The 16,760-nt window shown below is 40.5% G+C and carries 14 protein-coding genes; 5 read left to right on the top strand and 9 right to left on the bottom strand.

Going from position 1 to position 16,760, the window contains the following annotated elements; all coding sequences use genetic code 11:
- Nucleotides 1-26 precede the first annotated feature (26 nt).
- Nucleotides 27-1,442 carry a hypothetical protein gene (locus AACU32_RS27275; RefSeq protein WP_339378311.1) on the top strand — a complete coding sequence of 472 codons (1,416 nt, stop codon included), beginning with the start codon at nt 27-29 and terminating at the stop codon, nt 1,440-1,442.
- Nucleotides 1,443-1,527: 85 nt separating this feature from the next.
- Here the strand turns inward: AACU32_RS27275 and AACU32_RS27270 are convergent, their stop codons facing one another.
- The 6 genes from AACU32_RS27270 to AACU32_RS27245 all read right to left on the bottom strand — a co-directional run bounded on the left by AACU32_RS27270 (nt 1,528) and on the right by AACU32_RS27245 (nt 6,516).
- On the bottom strand, nt 1,528-1,785 hold the full coding sequence (locus AACU32_RS27270; RefSeq protein ID WP_096604285.1) for a hypothetical protein: 258 nt from the start codon (nt 1,783-1,785) through the stop codon (nt 1,528-1,530).
- An 84-nt stretch (nt 1,786-1,869) separates the two neighbouring features.
- On the bottom strand, nt 1,870-2,772 hold the full coding sequence (rfbD, locus tag AACU32_RS27265; RefSeq protein WP_096604284.1) for a dTDP-4-dehydrorhamnose reductase: 903 nt from the start codon (nt 2,770-2,772) through the stop codon (nt 1,870-1,872).
- Nucleotides 2,769-3,314: a dTDP-4-dehydrorhamnose 3,5-epimerase gene (rfbC, locus tag AACU32_RS27260; protein ID WP_096604283.1), complete on the bottom strand. Its 546-nt coding sequence runs from the start codon at nt 3,312-3,314 to the stop codon at nt 2,769-2,771. The genes rfbD and rfbC overlap by 4 nt, the downstream gene beginning before the upstream one ends.
- A gap of 64 nt (nt 3,315-3,378) precedes the next feature.
- Entirely contained in the window at nt 3,379-4,284 is a 906-nt protein-coding gene (gene rfbA, locus AACU32_RS27255; protein ID WP_096604282.1) for a glucose-1-phosphate thymidylyltransferase RfbA, read from the bottom strand.
- Nucleotides 4,285-4,368: 84 nt separating this feature from the next.
- The gene (gene rfbB, locus AACU32_RS27250) at nt 4,369-5,439 is read right to left on the bottom strand and encodes a dTDP-glucose 4,6-dehydratase (RefSeq protein WP_096604281.1); all 1,071 of its coding nucleotides are present in this window, start codon (nt 5,437-5,439) and stop codon (nt 4,369-4,371) included.
- 132 nt (nt 5,440-5,571) lie between these two features.
- The gene (locus AACU32_RS27245; RefSeq protein ID WP_096604280.1) at nt 5,572-6,516 is read right to left on the bottom strand and encodes an NAD-dependent epimerase/dehydratase family protein; all 945 of its coding nucleotides are present in this window, start codon (nt 6,514-6,516) and stop codon (nt 5,572-5,574) included.
- Nucleotides 6,517-6,847: 331 nt separating this feature from the next.
- Between AACU32_RS27245 and AACU32_RS27240 the strand changes: the two genes are divergently transcribed.
- The 4 genes from AACU32_RS27240 to AACU32_RS27225 all read left to right on the top strand — a co-directional run bounded on the left by AACU32_RS27240 (nt 6,848) and on the right by AACU32_RS27225 (nt 11,327).
- A complete protein-coding gene (locus AACU32_RS27240; RefSeq protein WP_096604279.1) occupies nt 6,848-7,990 on the top strand; it encodes a glycosyltransferase in 1,143 nt (380 codons plus the stop codon).
- A 94-nt stretch (nt 7,991-8,084) separates the two neighbouring features.
- Nucleotides 8,085-8,843, top strand: coding sequence for a sugar transferase (locus AACU32_RS27235; protein ID WP_096604278.1), 759 nt, complete (start codon nt 8,085-8,087; stop codon nt 8,841-8,843).
- Nucleotides 8,844-9,279: 436 nt separating this feature from the next.
- Nucleotides 9,280-10,359 carry a GDP-mannose 4,6-dehydratase gene (gene gmd / locus AACU32_RS27230; RefSeq protein ID WP_096604277.1) on the top strand — a complete coding sequence of 360 codons (1,080 nt, stop codon included), beginning with the start codon at nt 9,280-9,282 and terminating at the stop codon, nt 10,357-10,359.
- 23 nt (nt 10,360-10,382) lie between these two features.
- Complete coding sequence (locus AACU32_RS27225) at nt 10,383-11,327, top strand: GDP-L-fucose synthase family protein (RefSeq protein ID WP_096604276.1); 945 nt, start codon at nt 10,383-10,385, stop codon at nt 11,325-11,327.
- A gap of 205 nt (nt 11,328-11,532) precedes the next feature.
- Here AACU32_RS27225 and AACU32_RS27220 read toward each other — a convergent pair whose 3' ends face one another.
- From AACU32_RS27220 to AACU32_RS27210, 3 genes are all read right to left on the bottom strand, one after another.
- Complete coding sequence (locus AACU32_RS27220; RefSeq protein WP_096604275.1) at nt 11,533-13,122, bottom strand: DHA2 family efflux MFS transporter permease subunit; 1,590 nt, start codon at nt 13,120-13,122, stop codon at nt 11,533-11,535.
- Between the two features lie 103 nt (nt 13,123-13,225).
- Complete coding sequence (locus AACU32_RS27215) at nt 13,226-14,497, bottom strand: MFS transporter (RefSeq protein WP_096604274.1); 1,272 nt, start codon at nt 14,495-14,497, stop codon at nt 13,226-13,228.
- Nucleotides 14,498-14,938: 441 nt separating this feature from the next.
- Nucleotides 14,939-16,438, bottom strand: a complete 1,500-nt coding sequence (locus AACU32_RS27210; protein ID WP_096604273.1) for an HlyD family secretion protein — start codon at nt 16,436-16,438, stop codon at nt 14,939-14,941.
- Nucleotides 16,439-16,760: the final 322 nt, after the last annotated feature.

Here is a 16,760-nt window from a genome sequence, read left to right as displayed (position 1 = left end):
CTTTTAAATCCAATGAGGTAAAGCAAATGATTCAAAAGGTTATTGTTGTTGAAGCTAACGAAATCCCTCTGAGAATATTCAAATATTATCAATCACGAAAATCTAATTCATCTATATCATATTTACTAGACCATTCTCTGGTTTTAGAAACTTTAGTTAAGGATGTTGATGAGTCTTTTCTATATCCATCTCAGACCTGGGCTTCATGCAATACTGGATTGCCTTATGAGTTACATCAAATTCATTGGTATAACGACCCAAAACCCCCAAAATTTCCATTGTATTGGAAAGTGCTGGCACAAAATGGATTTAAAGTTGGATTAGTAAATACACTACATTCTTCACCAGCATCATCATACGCAGAGAGTGATAACTATCAATTTGTGATTCCTGATTGTTTTGCGGTAGATGTATTTACTAAACCTAGTTATTATCAAGCATTTCAAAAGTTAAATCTCAAAGCAACATCTTTGAATTCCCGGATCTCGACTCTACAGACTCCACTCCAGGAAACATTAGCTACAATATGGAATTCACCAAGATATGGAATACGTTTAAAAACAATGTTTGATGCTGTTAAATTGGTATCAAAAATATTATTTAAGAAGATTAATAAAGAAAGATTAAGAAACTTACAGTTTCCTCTGATGGCTGATATGTTTATTCATCAGCTACAGAAACATGAGCCTGAGTTAGCAATATTGTTCACTAATCACGTTGCAGCCAATATGCATCGCTATTGGTATGCACTTTTTCCTAATGATTATCATTCAAAAGCGTATGACCAAGATTGGGTAGATAAATACTCGAATGAAATCATCGAGTCGCTTGATTTATTGGACTACTACTTACATGAGCTAATTGAATTTTCCAAAAGCACAGATAGGATCTTAGTTATTGTTAGTAGTATGGGACAAAATGCAAATATCAAATTGCCAGAGGGAGTACAGCAGCTGATCAATCATGATTTCAGGTTAGATGATGCAAGAAAACTCATAGATAAAGTTACAAGCAGCAATTTTCAATATAGAGTAGAAGCTGGCATGGTCCCTCAGTATTCTCTAGAATTTTCAAGTTTTCCAGATGCTGAGAAGTGTTTTTATGAAATTAAGGATTCTGTAAAAACTTTAGAGAATATAAACATGAAAATAGATTTAAATAGAAATGTTATTACTTTAACAACTTATTTAGAACCTAATGCTACTTTTTATGCTATACAAGGACAGTATTTTACCTATTCGCAACTAGGTTTTGTTAAGTTTAATGTTGAAGATCATCACTCTGGATGTCACTGTCCTGAAGGTAGTTTGATAATTTTTAATAGTAAAACTAGCTCAGCTAGTAGTACAACTGTTGATTATCTTGAATACGCTCCTGCTATGTTGAATTATTTTGGTGTTCAAAAGTCAGAGTATATGCGAGAACCTGGTTTCAGTTTATAACAACACTAACAATTTCAGGTAAGGATAGATAATGTACTGCTTTATTTAGAGAATGCGATCATTTTGTGGGTGGCGATTAGCTTTGCTACTCTCCCTGAGGCGATGCCTGCGGCAAGCCCTGCGGTCTACGCACTTCATCCAGTAGTTGTATAAACTCTTCTACAGAAGCAATGGTAATTGACTGTTTGAGTAGCCGCTTTAGCACAGCAAGGTCTTCTATTTGTTGAATACGAATGCTTAATTCTCCTGGGATGGCTTCAAAGCGCGTTTCTAAAACCTCAATTACCGACTCACAAGTCGCCTTTACCATTCCATCTCGCTCAAAACCTGTAATATACGGCATTCTATTCTCCTCCTGAACACGCCTGAGTTCCTCACGAAAGCTACGATCTAAAGTTGTTAGTAACACCATTTAACCTTTTTATTGCTAATTATTAAGATTTAGTAGCAAATCTAAACACCTTTCCCAAGGTGGTAAAACTAACCCAAAATTATTAGATAATTTCTGAGTATTTAATAAAGAATAAGCTGGCCTGCTGGCTGGTGTGGGATATTCTTTAGAGGGAATCGCAATCAACCTTTGCAACTTGCGATCGCTCTTTCTATCCTCAAGTTCAAAAATTGCTTTGGCAAATCCATACCAGCTAGTCTGTCCAGTTGCTGTTAAGTTATATAATCCACCTTTATTGGCTAAAAAATCAGAGATATTCTCTGGAGCTTGAGATAAAATTTGGGCTGTAGCTTCAGCAATCATGCGACTCCAAGTAGGCGCGCCGATTTGGTCGTCAACTACTCTGATTTCTTCACGTTCCTGAGCTAATCTTAACATAGTGAGTAAAAAATTCTTACCCCGCAGGCTGTAAACCCAACTGGTACGGAAAATTAAATGGGGTACACCAACTTCGGCGATCGCTTGTTCACCTGCGAGTTTTGTTTTACCGTAAATATTTTGCGGGTTGGTTTCGTCTTGCTCGGTATATGCAGTATTTTTATTGCCATCAAATACATAATCTGTAGAGTAATGTATTAGTGCTGCACCTATTCGCTTGGCTTCTTCAGCGATCGCACCGGGCGCAATCCCATTAATCGCCATTGCTAATTCTGGTTCTGTTTCGGCTTTATCTACTGCTGTGTAAGCCGCCGGATTGATAATTAAATCTGGTTTTATTTCCCTAATAATACGGCGAATAGTATCTACTTGAGTTAGATCCATTTGTAAACTTGGGTTACTCACACTACGCCCTACAGGTATCACTTCACCTATAGTCATGAGGGTACGTTGCAATTCCCAACCTAGTTGTCCAGTTACACCTGTCAAGAGAATTCTCATGGATATACCTCTGCGTCTCGCAGTAGTTTTCCCGCGTTATCTTTAGCTGATAAAATTGGTTCTGTTTGTATTGGCCAGGCGATCGCTAAATCCGGATCATTCCACAGAAGAGTGCGTTCATACTGAGGTGCATAGTAGTTTGTAGTTTTATACAAAAATTCCGCATATTCCGAAAGCACCAGAAAACCGTGAGCAAATCCTACTGGTATCCAAAGCTGCCGTTTATTCTCCGCTGTCAAATGTATACCAACCCATTGACCAAAAGTTGTGGAGCTTTTGCGTAAATCTACAACTACATCAAATACTTCCCCTACTACTACCCTGACAAGTTTTCCTTGAGGCTGCTTGATTTGATAGTGCAAACCACGCAAGATATTTTTGGCAGAACGGGAATGATTATCTTGGACAAAATGCTCAGCAATACCTGTCTTTTCCAGCCATGCTTTTTCGTTATAACTTTCATAAAAGTAACCGCGTTCATCTCCAAATACTTGCGGTTCAATCACTAGTAAATCAGGAATTTCTGTCTGTTTAACTTGCATTGTATACCTTGATTATTTACACTTCATAGTTTTTGGTTAATAAATTCTCATCTAAACATGATTTTTACCATCGAGTTTTTTGTTCTATGGTTGCATAACTCTGCTCATTTTCCAAAATTGACATGAGGTAACGACCATAACTACTCTTAGCCATAGATTCAGCTAATTGACGAAGTTGAGATGAGTTAATATATCCTTGGGTATAGGCAATTTCTTCAATACAAGCTATTTTTAAACCTTGGCGTTCTTCAAGTGTTTGAATAAAGTTTCCCGCCTGATGTAAAGATTCATGAGTACCAGTATCTAACCAGGCATATCCTCGACCTAAAATTTCTACTCGTAGTAGCCCTTGCTGCAAATAAACTGTATTCAAATCAGTAATTTCTAGTTCATTACGAGCAGAAGGCTGAAGGCTAGCAGCGATTTCCACTACTTGAGAATCATAAAAATATATACCGGGAACTGCATATTTAGACTTAGGATATAAGGGCTTTTCTTCTATACTAATTGCCCTTGCCTCGCTATCAAATTCAATGACTCCATATTGACTTGGATCTTTGACTTGATAGCCAAAAACTAATCCTCCTTTTTTCAGACTTGCAGCCCTAGATAACACTTCTGTTAAACCATGTCCATAAAAAATGTTATCACCTAAAATTAAGCATACTGACTCGTTAGCAATAAAATCTTTGCCCAGAATAAAAGCTTGTGCTAATCCTTCGGGTCGAGGCTGCTCAACATAACTAAACTGCAAACCCCACTGACTTCCGTCTTTCAATATTTTCTCAAATAAAGGTAAGTCATTAGGAGTAGAAATAATTAAAATTTCCCGAATTCCTGTCAGCATCAATACAGATAAGGGATAGTAAATCATCGGCTTATCGTACACAGGCATCAGCTGTTTACTAACAGCGTAGGTGAGAGGATAAAGACGTGTACCAGAGCCACCTGCTAAAATAATTCCTTTCATAATATTTGTCATTGGTCATTTGTCATTTGTCATTTGTAATGTTTGAAAAATTACAAATAATTGAAGTTAATTTAGCCGAAATTATTAAGCTTTTCTATTTTCATAATTTTGTTTCAGCCAACTTTTATATGCACCTGAGCGCACCTGATCAACCCAGACAGAATTATTTAAATACCATTGAACTGTTTTTAATAATCCGCTGTCAAAATTTTCTTGAGGTCGCCAGCCTAAATCACGGGTGATTTTACTACAATCAATTGCATATCTTCGGTCGTGTCCCGGACGGTCTTTAACAAAAGTAATCAAAGAAGAGTAATGGAAATTAGATTGGGGAGCTAAGTCATCTAAAATAGCACAAATTTTCTCGACAACTGTTAAATTAGCTTGTTCATTAAGACCACCGATATTATAAGTTTCACCAACTTTACCTTGTTGGAGAACAAGATAGATAGCCTCACAGTGGTCGATAACATAAAGCCAATCGCGAATATTTTGACCGTCCCCATATATAGGTAGTGGTTGATGATCTAAAGCGTTGAGAATAGTTAAAGGAATTAGTTTTTCCGGAAACTGTCGAGGCCCATAGTTGTTTGAGCAATTTGTTGTTAAAGTCGGCAACCCATAGGTGTGATAGTATGCTCGGACAAAATGGTCAGATGCGGCTTTAGATGCTGCGTAGGGACTATTAGGTGCATAGGGAGTATCTTCTCGGAAGGCTGGGTCTTGTGGTTGGAGTGAGCCGTATACTTCATCTGTAGATACATGCAAAAAGCGAAATTGCTGTTGTTTTAGCGATGATAGTTTTTGCCAGTAAATTCTACTTGCTTCTAGTAGTTGAAACGTTGCGACTACATTAGTTTGGATAAAGTCATGGGGACTGAGGATTGACCGATCTACATGACTTTCTGCCGCAAAATTAAGAATTGCATCCGGCTGATATTTTTCCAGGAGATAATTGACCAACTCGAAGTTGCCAATATCGCCTTGAATAAAATGGTAGTTTGGGTCAGTTTCTAGTTCTGCTAGAGTTTGTAGGTTACTAGCGTAAGTCAACTTATCTAAATTAATTACATTAGCCCATTGCGCTTTTCTCGCTTGGAGAATAAAGTTCGCGCCAATAAATCCGGCTCCTCCGGTAACCAATATTGTCTGCATATTTCCTGCAATAATTCTTGTATAGATTTTATGGCAATGGTTAATAGTTATTGGTCATTGGTCATTGGTCATTGGTCATTGGTCATTGGTCAATAGTCATTGGTCAACTGACAACTGACTATTGACTATTAACTATTGACTCTGGGCTTGTAAAATTTCTTCATCCACAGAAAAATCAATTTCAGCTTTGTCTCGCCCAGATGCTAAATAATCATTTTCAAAGGCATCAGTTAGCCCGGATATCAAATCATACTCAGCCTTCCAGCCCAATTCGGTCTGAGCTTTATTCACTGATGCAAAGAAATGTTGCGCCCGCAGAGGAAAAGCTTTACGCTTACCGAAATCAAATTTTTTCGGATCGTAATGGACAATTTTGACAGCATCGGGGGATTTACCTGCGGCTTGGGCACAAGCACGGGCTAAACCATCAAAAGTAACAAAGCGATCGCCTGATATATTGTAAATCTGGCCTACTGCCTGCTGATTACCGATAACTTGAGTCATTGCCTTTGCCAAGTCTTTAACATGACCGAGTTGGGTGATATGCAAACCGTTACCAGGGATGGTGATGGGGCGATCGCGGACAATTCTATCAAAAAACCAGCTTTCCAAATCGTTATAGTTATGTGGCCCATAAATATAAGTTGGACGAATTGAGGTAAAGGGGATGCCAATTTCAGCTAGGTAAGCTTCTGTTTCATGCTTACCCCGATGGCGACTTTTAGGATCTACAGGATCGCCTTCTACATGAGGCATTTGGTCAGATTTCAGATATACTCCAGCAGAACTCATGTAGACAAAATGCTGTACACGATGGAGAAAAATTTCTGCTAGTGGTTGCGTATCAGCCAGTTCCCGCCCATTATTGTCAAAAATGACATCAAACTTTTCCTGTGATAATTTTGCTTTTAACTGGGTAGCGTCAGTGCGATCGCCTATAATTTGTCCTACTCCCTCTAACGAAGGTGCAGGACGATTACCGCGATTAAACAGCACTACCTCATGTCCCTGTTCTACTAGCAGTTGAGTTAGGTAAACACCAATGAACCGAGTCCCGCCCATGATCAAAATTCGCATAAATTCCCCTGTGATATCCGTTATGAATTTAGGAGCTAGGGGCTAGGGGTGCTTAGGCTAGAGGTTAGTGTAAAACAAATTTGTAATGCTTTATCATTCCTAATCCCTAGTTCCTAGTCCCTAGCCCCTAGTCCCTAGCCCCTAGTCCCTAATCCCTAATCCCTAGTCTTTATTTGAGGTTATCAGGTTGCGGCCTTCCTCTGGAACCTGTTTTTTCAGAATTACGTCTTCAGTAAAATCTGGGTTGCTTTCCATTGCGTAATTACAAAGGAAAACTTTTCAGTTAACCTCACCATTTGCTTGCTGTATTTTCCATCTATTTACGTTAGCTGTGCCCTTAAAATATGCTCTGATTCATGAATGGCTGACACCTAAAGCCACTGGAGGTTCAGAACTAGTTGTACGAGAAATTCTGAATCATATAAACGCCGACTTATTTGCATTAATTGATTTTGAATCCTGCAATCAAGAAAGCTATTTATATCAGCGTCAGATTGGCACGACTTTTCTGCAAAACTTTCCCTACGCGCGCAATGGTGTACAAAAATATTTACCTTTGTTGCCATTGGCCATTGAACAATTGGATTTACGGCAGTATGAGGTTATTTTATCTTCATCTCACGCTGTAGCCAAAGGAGTAATTACCACTCCTGAACAATTACATATTTGTTATTGTCATAGCCCCATGCGTTATGCTTGGGACTTAACTTTTGATTATTTGCAACAAAGCCGGGTGGGAAGTGGTTTAGCTGGATGGGTGACGCGATATTTATTACATCGGTTGCGCCAGTGGGATGTATTATCAGCAAATCGTGTTGATTATTTTATTGCTAACTCAAAGCATACAGCTCGTCGAATTTGGCGCTGCTATCGGCGAAGGGCAAAAGTAATTTATCCCCCAGTTAATGTGGAAGCAATGCCTTTTTTGGCAGAGAAAGAAGATTTTTATCTGATAGTTTCCCGGTTAGTCAGTTACAAGCAAGTATCCCTAATTATCAAAGCTTTTAATCAACTACAAAAACCTTTGGTAGTAATTGGTACAGGTTCACAGATGAAATATCTTCGGAAAATAGCAAGTTCTCATATAGAAATACTGGGATGGCAGCCTGATGATGTAGTAAAAAAATACATGGCTAGAGCTAAGGCATTTGTGTACGCAGCTTGTGAAGATTTTGGGATTGCTTTAGTTGAGGCACAAGCTTGTGGTACTCCGGTAATTGCCTTTGGTGCAGGGGGAGCATTAGAAACTGTACGAGATATTCGCGCCTGTGGCGATACAGGAACAGGTATCTTCTTTAAAGCACAAACTGAGGCGGCTTTAGTAGAGACAGTAGAAAAGTTTGAAATGTATCAAAGTTCGTTTAATCCGGAGTATTTGCGATCGCACGCTAGCCAGTTTTCCCGACAGGTTTTTGGCGATCGCTATCTAAATTTTATAGAGCAGTGCAGCCAGAAAAAACCAGGATTTTTGTAATTCTTTTGTAGGCTTTTGGAAAATTAAACCCAGAAGCACCTCCTTTTAGCTTTAAGATTGGGACTATGTGTGGTGTGGATTGTTAAGGAGTATGATGACTGCCCAGAGCTCACTCCTCTCCGGCAAGCGAGGACTACGGCAAGATGCTAATGCGTCTGCGCGTACTTTTTTAAAACGCGGTCAACACAAAAAGACTCCTAGGGTAAAACCCAAAGGTTTGTCTTTTCAAGCTTTAAACGGAGAGTTTGCCAAGCGACTGTTTGATATTGTGTTTTCGCTGTTTGTTTTGATCGTATTTTTCCCTGTTTACTTAATCTTGGCCTTATTGATTGCTTTTAGCTCAGAAGGCCCGATTTTTTATGTTCAAGAAAGGGTAGGTAAAAACTACAAGCCCTTTAATTGTATTAAATTTCGCACAATGGTAAGCAATGCCGATGAAATTCTTGTGCAAATGATGGAAACATCCCCCGATATGCGGCAAGAATTTGAGAGCAGTTTTAAGCTGAAACAAGACCCGCGAATTACCAAAATTGGGCGGTTTTTGCGCATTACGAGCTTGGACGAATTTCCCCAATTCTGGAATGTCTTAAAAGGGGACATGAGTGTTGTCGGCCCGCGACCCTTAGTAGCGGAAGAACTGCCAAAATACGGTTGTCACATCGAGCGGATTTTAACTATCCGACCAGGAATCACTGGATTGTGGCAAGTTTCGGGACGTAATGACATCCCCTATCCTCGAAGAGTCCAAATAGATTTGCATTATGTCAAATTTAGGACTTTTTGGCTGGATTTGTGGATCATCTTGAAAACAATTGATGTCGTCATTGTTCCCAAAAATAACGGAGCGTACTGAACAATACTTAAGAGTTGCAGCAGTGCGATCGCTTATGGGTAATTGATTTTCAGAAAGTCTCTGTGTTTCATGAGCAGAAAATAACAAGTAGTAGGGATAAAGCATTGCGCTTTATCTCTACTTATACTTATGTCCTTAACCACGGATCGAGGTTTTACGCTCGCTCAATAAATTTTATGCAAGCTTCATACAATTCCGTGCTATATGAACTTTTGCTAAAGATTTCCCAATTTATACCTCCTAAAAAACCACAATTTTGAATTTACCTACATCAAAAGGCTGATAAATTTAGAACTTAAGTATATTTAGTAACTATTTATTCTCAGTATTAGTTAAGATTAGTAGGTTCCCCATTAGGCAATTGAGTAATTAATTGCTAGCTTGTATCAGTTGAACTGTAACTCTTTTACCGAAGATAACAAAGGAATCACCAAGCATGACGCAGCAGAAACGAGCATTGATTACCGGGATTACTGGTCAAGATGGTTCATATCTGAGTGAGTTTTTGCTAGAGCAAGGCTACGAGGTTCATGGTATTATCCGCAGGACTTCCACCTTTAATACAGACCGTATCGATCACATTTATGAAGATCCTCACAAAGAGGGCGTGCGGTTGTTTCTTCACTACGGAGATTTGACCGATGGTACAACTTTACGCCGGATTTTAGAAGAAGTACAACCACAAGAAATCTATAATCTAGGTGCGCAATCCCATGTCAGAGTCAGCTTTGACTCACCAGAATACACTGTAGATGCGGTAGGGATGGGAACACTACGTTTACTGGAAGCAATCCGCGATTACCAGCGACGCACAGGAATTCAGGTGCGGTTTTACCAAGCTGGTTCTTCAGAGATGTACGGTTTAGTCCAAGCAGTACCTCAAAGTGAGACAACGCCCTTTTATCCTCGTAGTCCCTATGCTTGTGCAAAAGTTTATGCCCATTGGCAGACGGTAAATTATCGGGAATCTTACTCGTTATTTGCTTGCAATGGTATACTATTTAACCATGAATCGCCTCGAAGAGGTGAAACTTTTGTCACCCGCAAAATTACGAGAGCCGTTGCGCAAATTGTTGCTGGTAAACAGAAAAAACTTTACATGGGCAATCTGGATGCGAAACGAGATTGGGGTTATGCGAAGGATTATGTAAGAGCAATGTGGCTAATGTTGCAGCAAGAGCAACCAGATGATTACGTGATTGCGACTGGTGAAACCCATTCAGTACGGGAATTTTTGGATTTAGCATTTGGCTATGTGAATCTCAACTGGCAAGATTATGTAGAGTTCGATGAGCGCTATCTTCGTCCGGCTGAAGTAGAGTTATTAATTGGTGATTCTACTAAGGCACGCCAAAAGTTAGGTTGGACACCATCGGTTACCTTTAAGGAATTGGTAGGGCTGATGGTGGAAGCAGACTTACAAGCACTTGGTGTAACCGCAACTAATGGAAACGGTTCATCAGTGCTGAGTGATATTGCGACGGTTCGGCAACAACTGGGCGCTCTCCACTTTTGATTCACACTGCCGAGGATAAAAATATGGCTGCCTTAGAATTAAAAAATAAACGGATTCTGGTTACTGGTGGAGCGGGTTTCCTAGGTCGTCAGGTAATAGATCAGCTGTGTCAAGCAGGCGCCGAGCGCGAAAAAATTACAATCACGCGATCGCGTGATTGCGATCTGCGCATTTGGGAAAATAGCCAACGTGCAGTTGACCAACAAGATATAGTCATCCACTTAGCGGCTCACGTCGGTGGTATCGGCCTTAACCGCGAAAAACCCGCAGAGTTGTTCTACGACAACTTGATCATGGGAACCCAACTCATCCATGCTGCTTATCAAGCTGGAGTAGAAAAATTCGTCTGTGTCGGGACTATTTGCGCTTATCCCAAATTTACCCCTGTGCCTTTTAAAGAAGATGACCTGTGGAATGGTTATCCTGAAGAAACTAATGCGCCCTATGGTATTGCTAAAAAAGCGCTGTTAGTGCAGTTACAAGCTTATCGCCAACAGTACAACTTTAACGGTATTTACCTTTTACCTGTAAATTTATACGGGCCTGAAGATAACTTTGACCCTAAAAGCTCCCATGTGATTCCGGCGTTAATTCGCAAAGTTCACGAAGCCCAAATTAAAGGAGAAAAGAAACTTCCGGTTTGGGGTGATGGTAGTCCTACCCGTGAGTTTCTCTATTCTCAAGATGCGGCCAGGGGAATTGTTATGGGTGTTCAATACTACAATGATTCTGAGCCTGTGAACCTGGGAACCGGCTCGGAAATCTCGATTCGAGATTTAATCACTTTGATTTGTGAACTCATGGAGTTTGATGGTGAAATTGTTTGGGAAACAGACAAGCCTAACGGTCAACCTCGCCGTTGTTTGGATACTGAACGAGCAAAGCTTGCTTTTAATTTCACTGCTCAGGTAAGCTTTCAGCAAGGACTCAAGAATACTATTGAGTGGTATCGCCAGCACGCCGCCTAAATTTAAAAAAGTGGGGCATATGCCCTACTTATTTTGGCGATCGCTAACTAGACGTGATTTATCCTCAAATGTCCTCGCGCAAAATAGAGGTAAAATATAGCTTGAGAGTGATTATTAAGTAACAGAACTTATGACCGCAGCAGTCAGGAAACTCACTCTGGATGAGTACCTTGCCTATTGCCAAAATTCCCCTACTTAGCAGAATTTAATGGGCAGCAGCAGCACCACCTGTAGCCTTAACTTTTTTAATAAAAATAATCGCCAACCCGCTTAATAATAAAGCAATGCCAATAAAGTAAAAACAATCATTAAAAGCCATGACAAAGGCTTCTCTACGTACAATATTAGATATAGATGCGATCGCCTGATTTTGCGCTGTACTCAAATCTGCTCCTCGACTGATAAAATATTGGGTCATTTGGTCGATTCGCTGTTGCGTTTCAGGATTATATAAAGATACGCTATCACCTAATCTATTGGAGTGAAATTGTTCTCTGTTAGTTAATAAAGTTGCTAAGGCAGCAATACCTAGAGAACCGCCCAGATTACGCATCATATTAAATAAACCACTTGCTGAACCCGCTTCTTTAGGATTCAATCCAGCTGTGGCAATACTACTTAGTGGAACCATAATTAATGGTTGTCCCATTGCGCGTACTAATTGCGACCATCTTAATTGATCTAACCCTGTTTGATAAGTCATCCCTGCGTTCATAAATGCACTGATAGCAAACAGAGAAACCCCCACACCCACCATTAACCGCACATCAATGCGTTGCATTAATTTGGGGATAAAGGGAATAATAAATAATTGGGGAATACCTGCCCAAATTAATACTTCACCTATTTGTAGCGCGTTATATTTTTGAATTTGGGCAAGATATAAAGGCAAAACATAAATTGAACCATATAATCCTACCCCTAGGGAAACATTAACAATACTGGCTAACCCAAAATTCCGCCGCAACACCAATCTTAAATTAATAAATGGTTGCTTCCGGGTTAATTCTATGATTAAAAATAATCCGATAAAAATTACCGCTATCACAGTTAAGCGGACAATTAAAGGCGAACCAAACCAATCTTTGCGGCTTCCTTCTTCTAATACAACTTGTAGGGAACCTAACCCAATAGCCATTGAGATAATTCCCCACCAGTCGCCTTGCTTCAGCAATTGTAATTGCAGTTGGTCTTGTTTAATGCCATACCATACTCCGGTAAGCATCAACACACCTGGAAATACATTTATATAAAAGTTATATTGCCAACTAAAATTTTCTGTTAACCAACCTCCCAATGTCGGGCCAATTGATGGTGCAAAAACTGCGGTAATTGCAAATGCTGCTAGTCCTACTGATTGCTTAGATGGGGGTAAAGTCGTCAGTACAACAGTCATCGCTGAAGGAATCAAAATCCCTCCCGAAAAGCCTTGTAAAGCGCGGAAGACAATCATGGAATTGAGATTCCACGACCAAGCACAGCATATAGAAAAAAAGATAAATAGTACAGTATTTACTAATAGATAGCGTCGCAGTGAAAAGACCCGCGATAACCATCCTGTCAGCGGGATGACTACAATTTCTGCTACTAGATAAGCAGTAGAAATCCAAGAACCCTCTTCTAAAGTTGCGCCTAAACTTGCTTGAATTTCTTGTAATGAAGCGTTAGTAATTTGAATATCTAAAACTGCCATGAATGCCCCTAGCATACTGGCTAATACACCAATCCAAGTTCTTAGAGGGATATTTTCTGGTGGTCGGGCAGTATTCTGCTGGATGGTACCCGTATTAGCCATAAAATTGCTCCATTTTTAGGTTAGGGACGCGGAAAGGGGATGAGGCGGAAACGACAAATGACAAATGACTAATGACAAATGACTAATGACAAATAACTATCTCTTATCCAGAAGATTCTACACCTTTTAAAATGCCTTTCTGCTCGTAGACTGGTATAACTAATTTCCTCAATGCAGGCAGTTGTCTACCAAAAATGATAGAGCCAATAATACAAGCTATTCCATCAATAATTAATGTGTTAGGAGCGCCAATGTTACTGGCTAAAAAACCTCCTAATAAATTACCTACAGGAATCATACCTAAAAATGACATTGTATACAAGCTCATTAATCTACCGCGTTTGTCTTCTTCAACAATCGTTTGTAAAAATGTGTTGCTAGCAGCAATTTGGAGAATGGTTCCTAAGCCGACAAATAACATTGTGAATAAAGAAAGCGGTAAAAATCGGGAGAAAGAAAAAGCTATTAAACCAACTCCTAAAATTGCTGGAGCTATGGCAATTAATTTGCCAATGCCTAATATTGTTTGCCTTGTAGCTAGATAAATCCCACCTGATAAAGCTCCTACTCCAGAAGCTGCCATCAAAAAGCCTAATGTTTCTGCACCACCTTTGAGGATTTCTTCAGCAAAAATCGGGACAAGAATCGTATTTTGTAACCCCATTAAGCTGACTAAAGTTGATAGTAATAAAATCGCGCGGATTGGCGGAAAGCTAAAAGCATAGACAAATCCCTCTTTAACTTTTTGTAGGGGATTGCCACTATTTACTGGTATTTGCCAAGGTTTAATGGTCATTGCTAATAAGGCAGCAATCACAGCAATATAGCTTAAACCATCGATAAGAAAACAGTAAGCAGCGCCAATTCTCGCAATGATTAAACCCCCGATCGCGGGGCCAATTAATCGCGCCCCATTAATCATGGTTGAGTTAATGGCGATCGCATTAGCTAAATCTTCTCGCCGTTCCACTAGTTCTGGCACAAATGCTTGTCTGGCTGGTGCATCCAAGGCGTTAATAAATCCCTGGAATAAGCTTAAAGCAATGATGTGCCACACCTGAATTACTCCCGTTAACGCCAGCACCGCCAATGCTAACGACTGAATCATCGCCATAATTTGCGTAGCAATTAAGGTACGATAGCGCGAAAAACGGTCTACAAAAACACCCCCAAAGGGAGCAAGAAAGAAGCTGGGTATTTGACTGGTAAATCCCACAACTCCTAAGAGTAATGGGGAGTTGGTTAAACTATAAACTAGCCAAATCGTCGCTAGTTGTGTCATCCAAGTCCCAATTAGGGAAATACCTTGTCCGGCAAAAAATAGGCGATAGTTTTTTGATTTTAATGCAGGTAGAAGCAGCTTTGTTTTCGTCATTTGTGATAGCTAAATAGCACCAGGAAATTTACCATGATAAAAGTTCCCCACCTTTTAGCCATCCTTGCTTTTGCAAATGGCATACAAAGCATAGCTTTGGCGGGGTGGGGTTCAAAGTAAATTAAGGGACTTACTCGTAAAAAAATATTCGATTGTTATTGTTCACAGTTAACGGTTGACGGTTCACGGTTAATAGTCAACAGTCAACGACTTTAACGGAATAATTTATTTTTTGGAGTTCCCTAAGAGTAAGTAATTTACCGCATATAGTATGATTTTCTGCTGTCAAGAGTCACCGGTCATTGGTTATAACTAATTAGCAAATGACAAAGCGCAAAGTCGAGCCACTGCGTTCCTGTCGCCTTGCGTCGGAAAGCAAGTGGCGTTGAGCGCCGGTGTCCGGCGAACAGAACTTTGTAAGAATGACAAATGACAAAAGAATTATTTCACCTCTACGCTAACTTCCGCAGACATCCCAGGTGTAATCCGTGACTCATATCCTTGGATACTCTTTTGCTCAAAAATTACTTTGACTGGGATGCGTTGGACGATTTTGGTAAAGTTACCAGTGGCGTTATCTGGTGGTAATAAAGCAAACTGCGCACCGGAAGCAGGCGAAAGACTGTCAACCCGACCTATAAATGGGTGATTGGGAAAAGCATCCAGCTTGATTTCTACTGGTTCCCCTGGTTGCATCCGATTCAATTGGGTTTCTTTGAAGTTCGCTACTACCCAATAGCTGTTATCGACGATCGCCATTAATGGTGTTCCGACTTGCACCCGGTTACCAACTTCTACATTTTTTCTACCTACTCGTCCAGCACTGGGAGCAGCAATATTGGTGTAAGAAAGCTGCAACTGTGCGTCTTTTAATGATGCTTCGGCTTGAGCGATCGCGGCTTTTGCTGCTTCGTACTGACTACGTTTAACAGCAGTATCTTGTCCAGTGGCGGTGGCTTGTTGCAATCCGCCTTTAGATGCAGCCAGTTTCGCTTGGGCGCTGGTGACACCTTCTTGTGCTTGTGCAAGTTGCGACTGGGCTTGTGCTACACCAACTCTTGCAGAAGCTAACTTGGCTTGTGCTTGTTCTACTCCTTGAACCGCAGCATTCTTCTGTGCTACAGCCACATCATAAGCGGCTCTGGCTGTATCTAGCTGCTGACGAGGAATTGCGCCTTCTTTAAACAAGCTGTTGTAACGGTTGTAATCTGCTTGGGCTTTTGCCAAATTTGCATTAGCCTGTGCTACCTGGGCTTGGGCAGCGGGTATCCCGGCTTGTGCTAGTTGCACTTCAGCTTGGGCGGCGGGTATCCCGGCTTGTGCTTCTTTAACTGCGGCTTGCGCTGTGGAAATTGCGGCTACAGCACTGCTGACATCTCCTTGCGCCTGAGTGGTTTTACCACTGGAGGTTTGTGAAGCTAAAGCAATATTCGCTTGTGCAGCTTGCGCCTGACCTTTAGCAGTTTCTAGGGCGGCTTGCGCTTGCTGTACTTTACTTTGATAGTCTTGTGGATCGAGTTTTACTAGTAACTGTCCTGGTTGCACGAGTTGGTTATCATTCACTAGTACCTGGCTGACAGTTCCAGGAATGCGACTAGCAACTTGGTGAATATTTCCTACCACAGTTGCGTTATCTGTTGATTCGTGGCTAGAAGCATATTGCCAATAGTTATAACCAAAACCACCAGCGGCGATCGCACCTAAACCCACGCCAGCTAAAATCAAACCCATCGGTTTTTTCCGTTTTTTCTGGTCTTTTTTCTCTATATCTGTCTTTGGCTGTTCCGCTTCTGTTGGAGCTTCGGGAGTTACAACGGTTGCTTCTGGAGGAGCGGAAGTGTTGGCACTAACAGCCTCTAAACTCTCTACATCAGTAATTAGTTCTTGCTCTATCACAGAGGTATTGCCTTTTTTGTGCCCGTTGCCAGTATTTGCGCCCATGATTGTTGACTCCCCTAACTCAATGATTGTTACGATAGTTTTTATTTAGAGTACGTAATATTTGATTACTAGCTTTTATATATCGTTCCCTTCGTATGCGTAGTATTATTATCGCCAAACAAAACTTTACAGTACTTCACCCAACTGGGTGATTGTAGCTAATTCTACAGATAGACTTCCTAGCCCTGTAAAGGCGGATAAAAACTTTCTTGCTCGGTCGTGCCTCACGGGCGATCACAAGAAAGGTGCAGATAGAAACAATACAAAAGTAAGAAAATCCAGCTCCCAATTTCTTACTTTTATTTCCATAGCCGAGACTTAT

The sequence above is a fragment of the Calothrix sp. NIES-2100 genome, assembly GCF_963875285.1.
Taxonomy (GTDB): Bacteria; Cyanobacteriota; Cyanobacteriia; order Cyanobacteriales; family Nostocaceae; genus Aulosira.
The sequence above is the reverse complement of the archived record's forward strand: the minus strand, read 5'-3'. Positions and strand labels throughout refer to the sequence as shown.

Bases quoted from the DNA above. Each gene is read 5' to 3' on its own strand.
- AACU32_RS27275 (WP_339378311.1), top strand. From the start codon at position 27: ATGATTCAAAAGGTTATTGTTGTTGAAGCTAACGAAATCCCTCTGAGA.
- AACU32_RS27270 (WP_096604285.1), bottom strand. From the start codon at position 1,785: ATGCCGTATATTACAGGTTTTGAGCGAGATGGAATGGTAAAGGCGACT.
- rfbD (WP_096604284.1), bottom strand. From the start codon at position 2,772: ATGAGAATTCTCTTGACAGGTGTAACTGGACAACTAGGTTGGGAATTG.
- rfbC (WP_096604283.1), bottom strand. From the start codon at position 3,314: ATGCAAGTTAAACAGACAGAAATTCCTGATTTACTAGTGATTGAACCG.
- rfbA (WP_096604282.1), bottom strand. From the start codon at position 4,284: ATGAAAGGAATTATTTTAGCAGGTGGCTCTGGTACACGTCTTTATCCT.
- rfbB (WP_096604281.1), bottom strand. From the start codon at position 5,439: ATGCAGACAATATTGGTTACCGGAGGAGCCGGATTTATTGGCGCGAAC.
- AACU32_RS27245 (WP_096604280.1), bottom strand. From the start codon at position 6,516: ATGCGAATTTTGATCATGGGCGGGACTCGGTTCATTGGTGTTTACCTA.
- AACU32_RS27235 (WP_096604278.1), top strand. From the start codon at position 8,085: ATGACTGCCCAGAGCTCACTCCTCTCCGGCAAGCGAGGACTACGGCAA.
- gmd (WP_096604277.1), top strand. From the start codon at position 9,280: ATGACGCAGCAGAAACGAGCATTGATTACCGGGATTACTGGTCAAGAT.
- AACU32_RS27225 (WP_096604276.1), top strand. From the start codon at position 10,383: ATGGCTGCCTTAGAATTAAAAAATAAACGGATTCTGGTTACTGGTGGA.
- AACU32_RS27220 (WP_096604275.1), bottom strand. From the start codon at position 13,122: ATGGCTAATACGGGTACCATCCAGCAGAATACTGCCCGACCACCAGAA.
- AACU32_RS27215 (WP_096604274.1), bottom strand. From the start codon at position 14,497: ATGACGAAAACAAAGCTGCTTCTACCTGCATTAAAATCAAAAAACTAT.
- AACU32_RS27210 (WP_096604273.1), bottom strand. From the start codon at position 16,438: ATGGGCGCAAATACTGGCAACGGGCACAAAAAAGGCAATACCTCTGTG.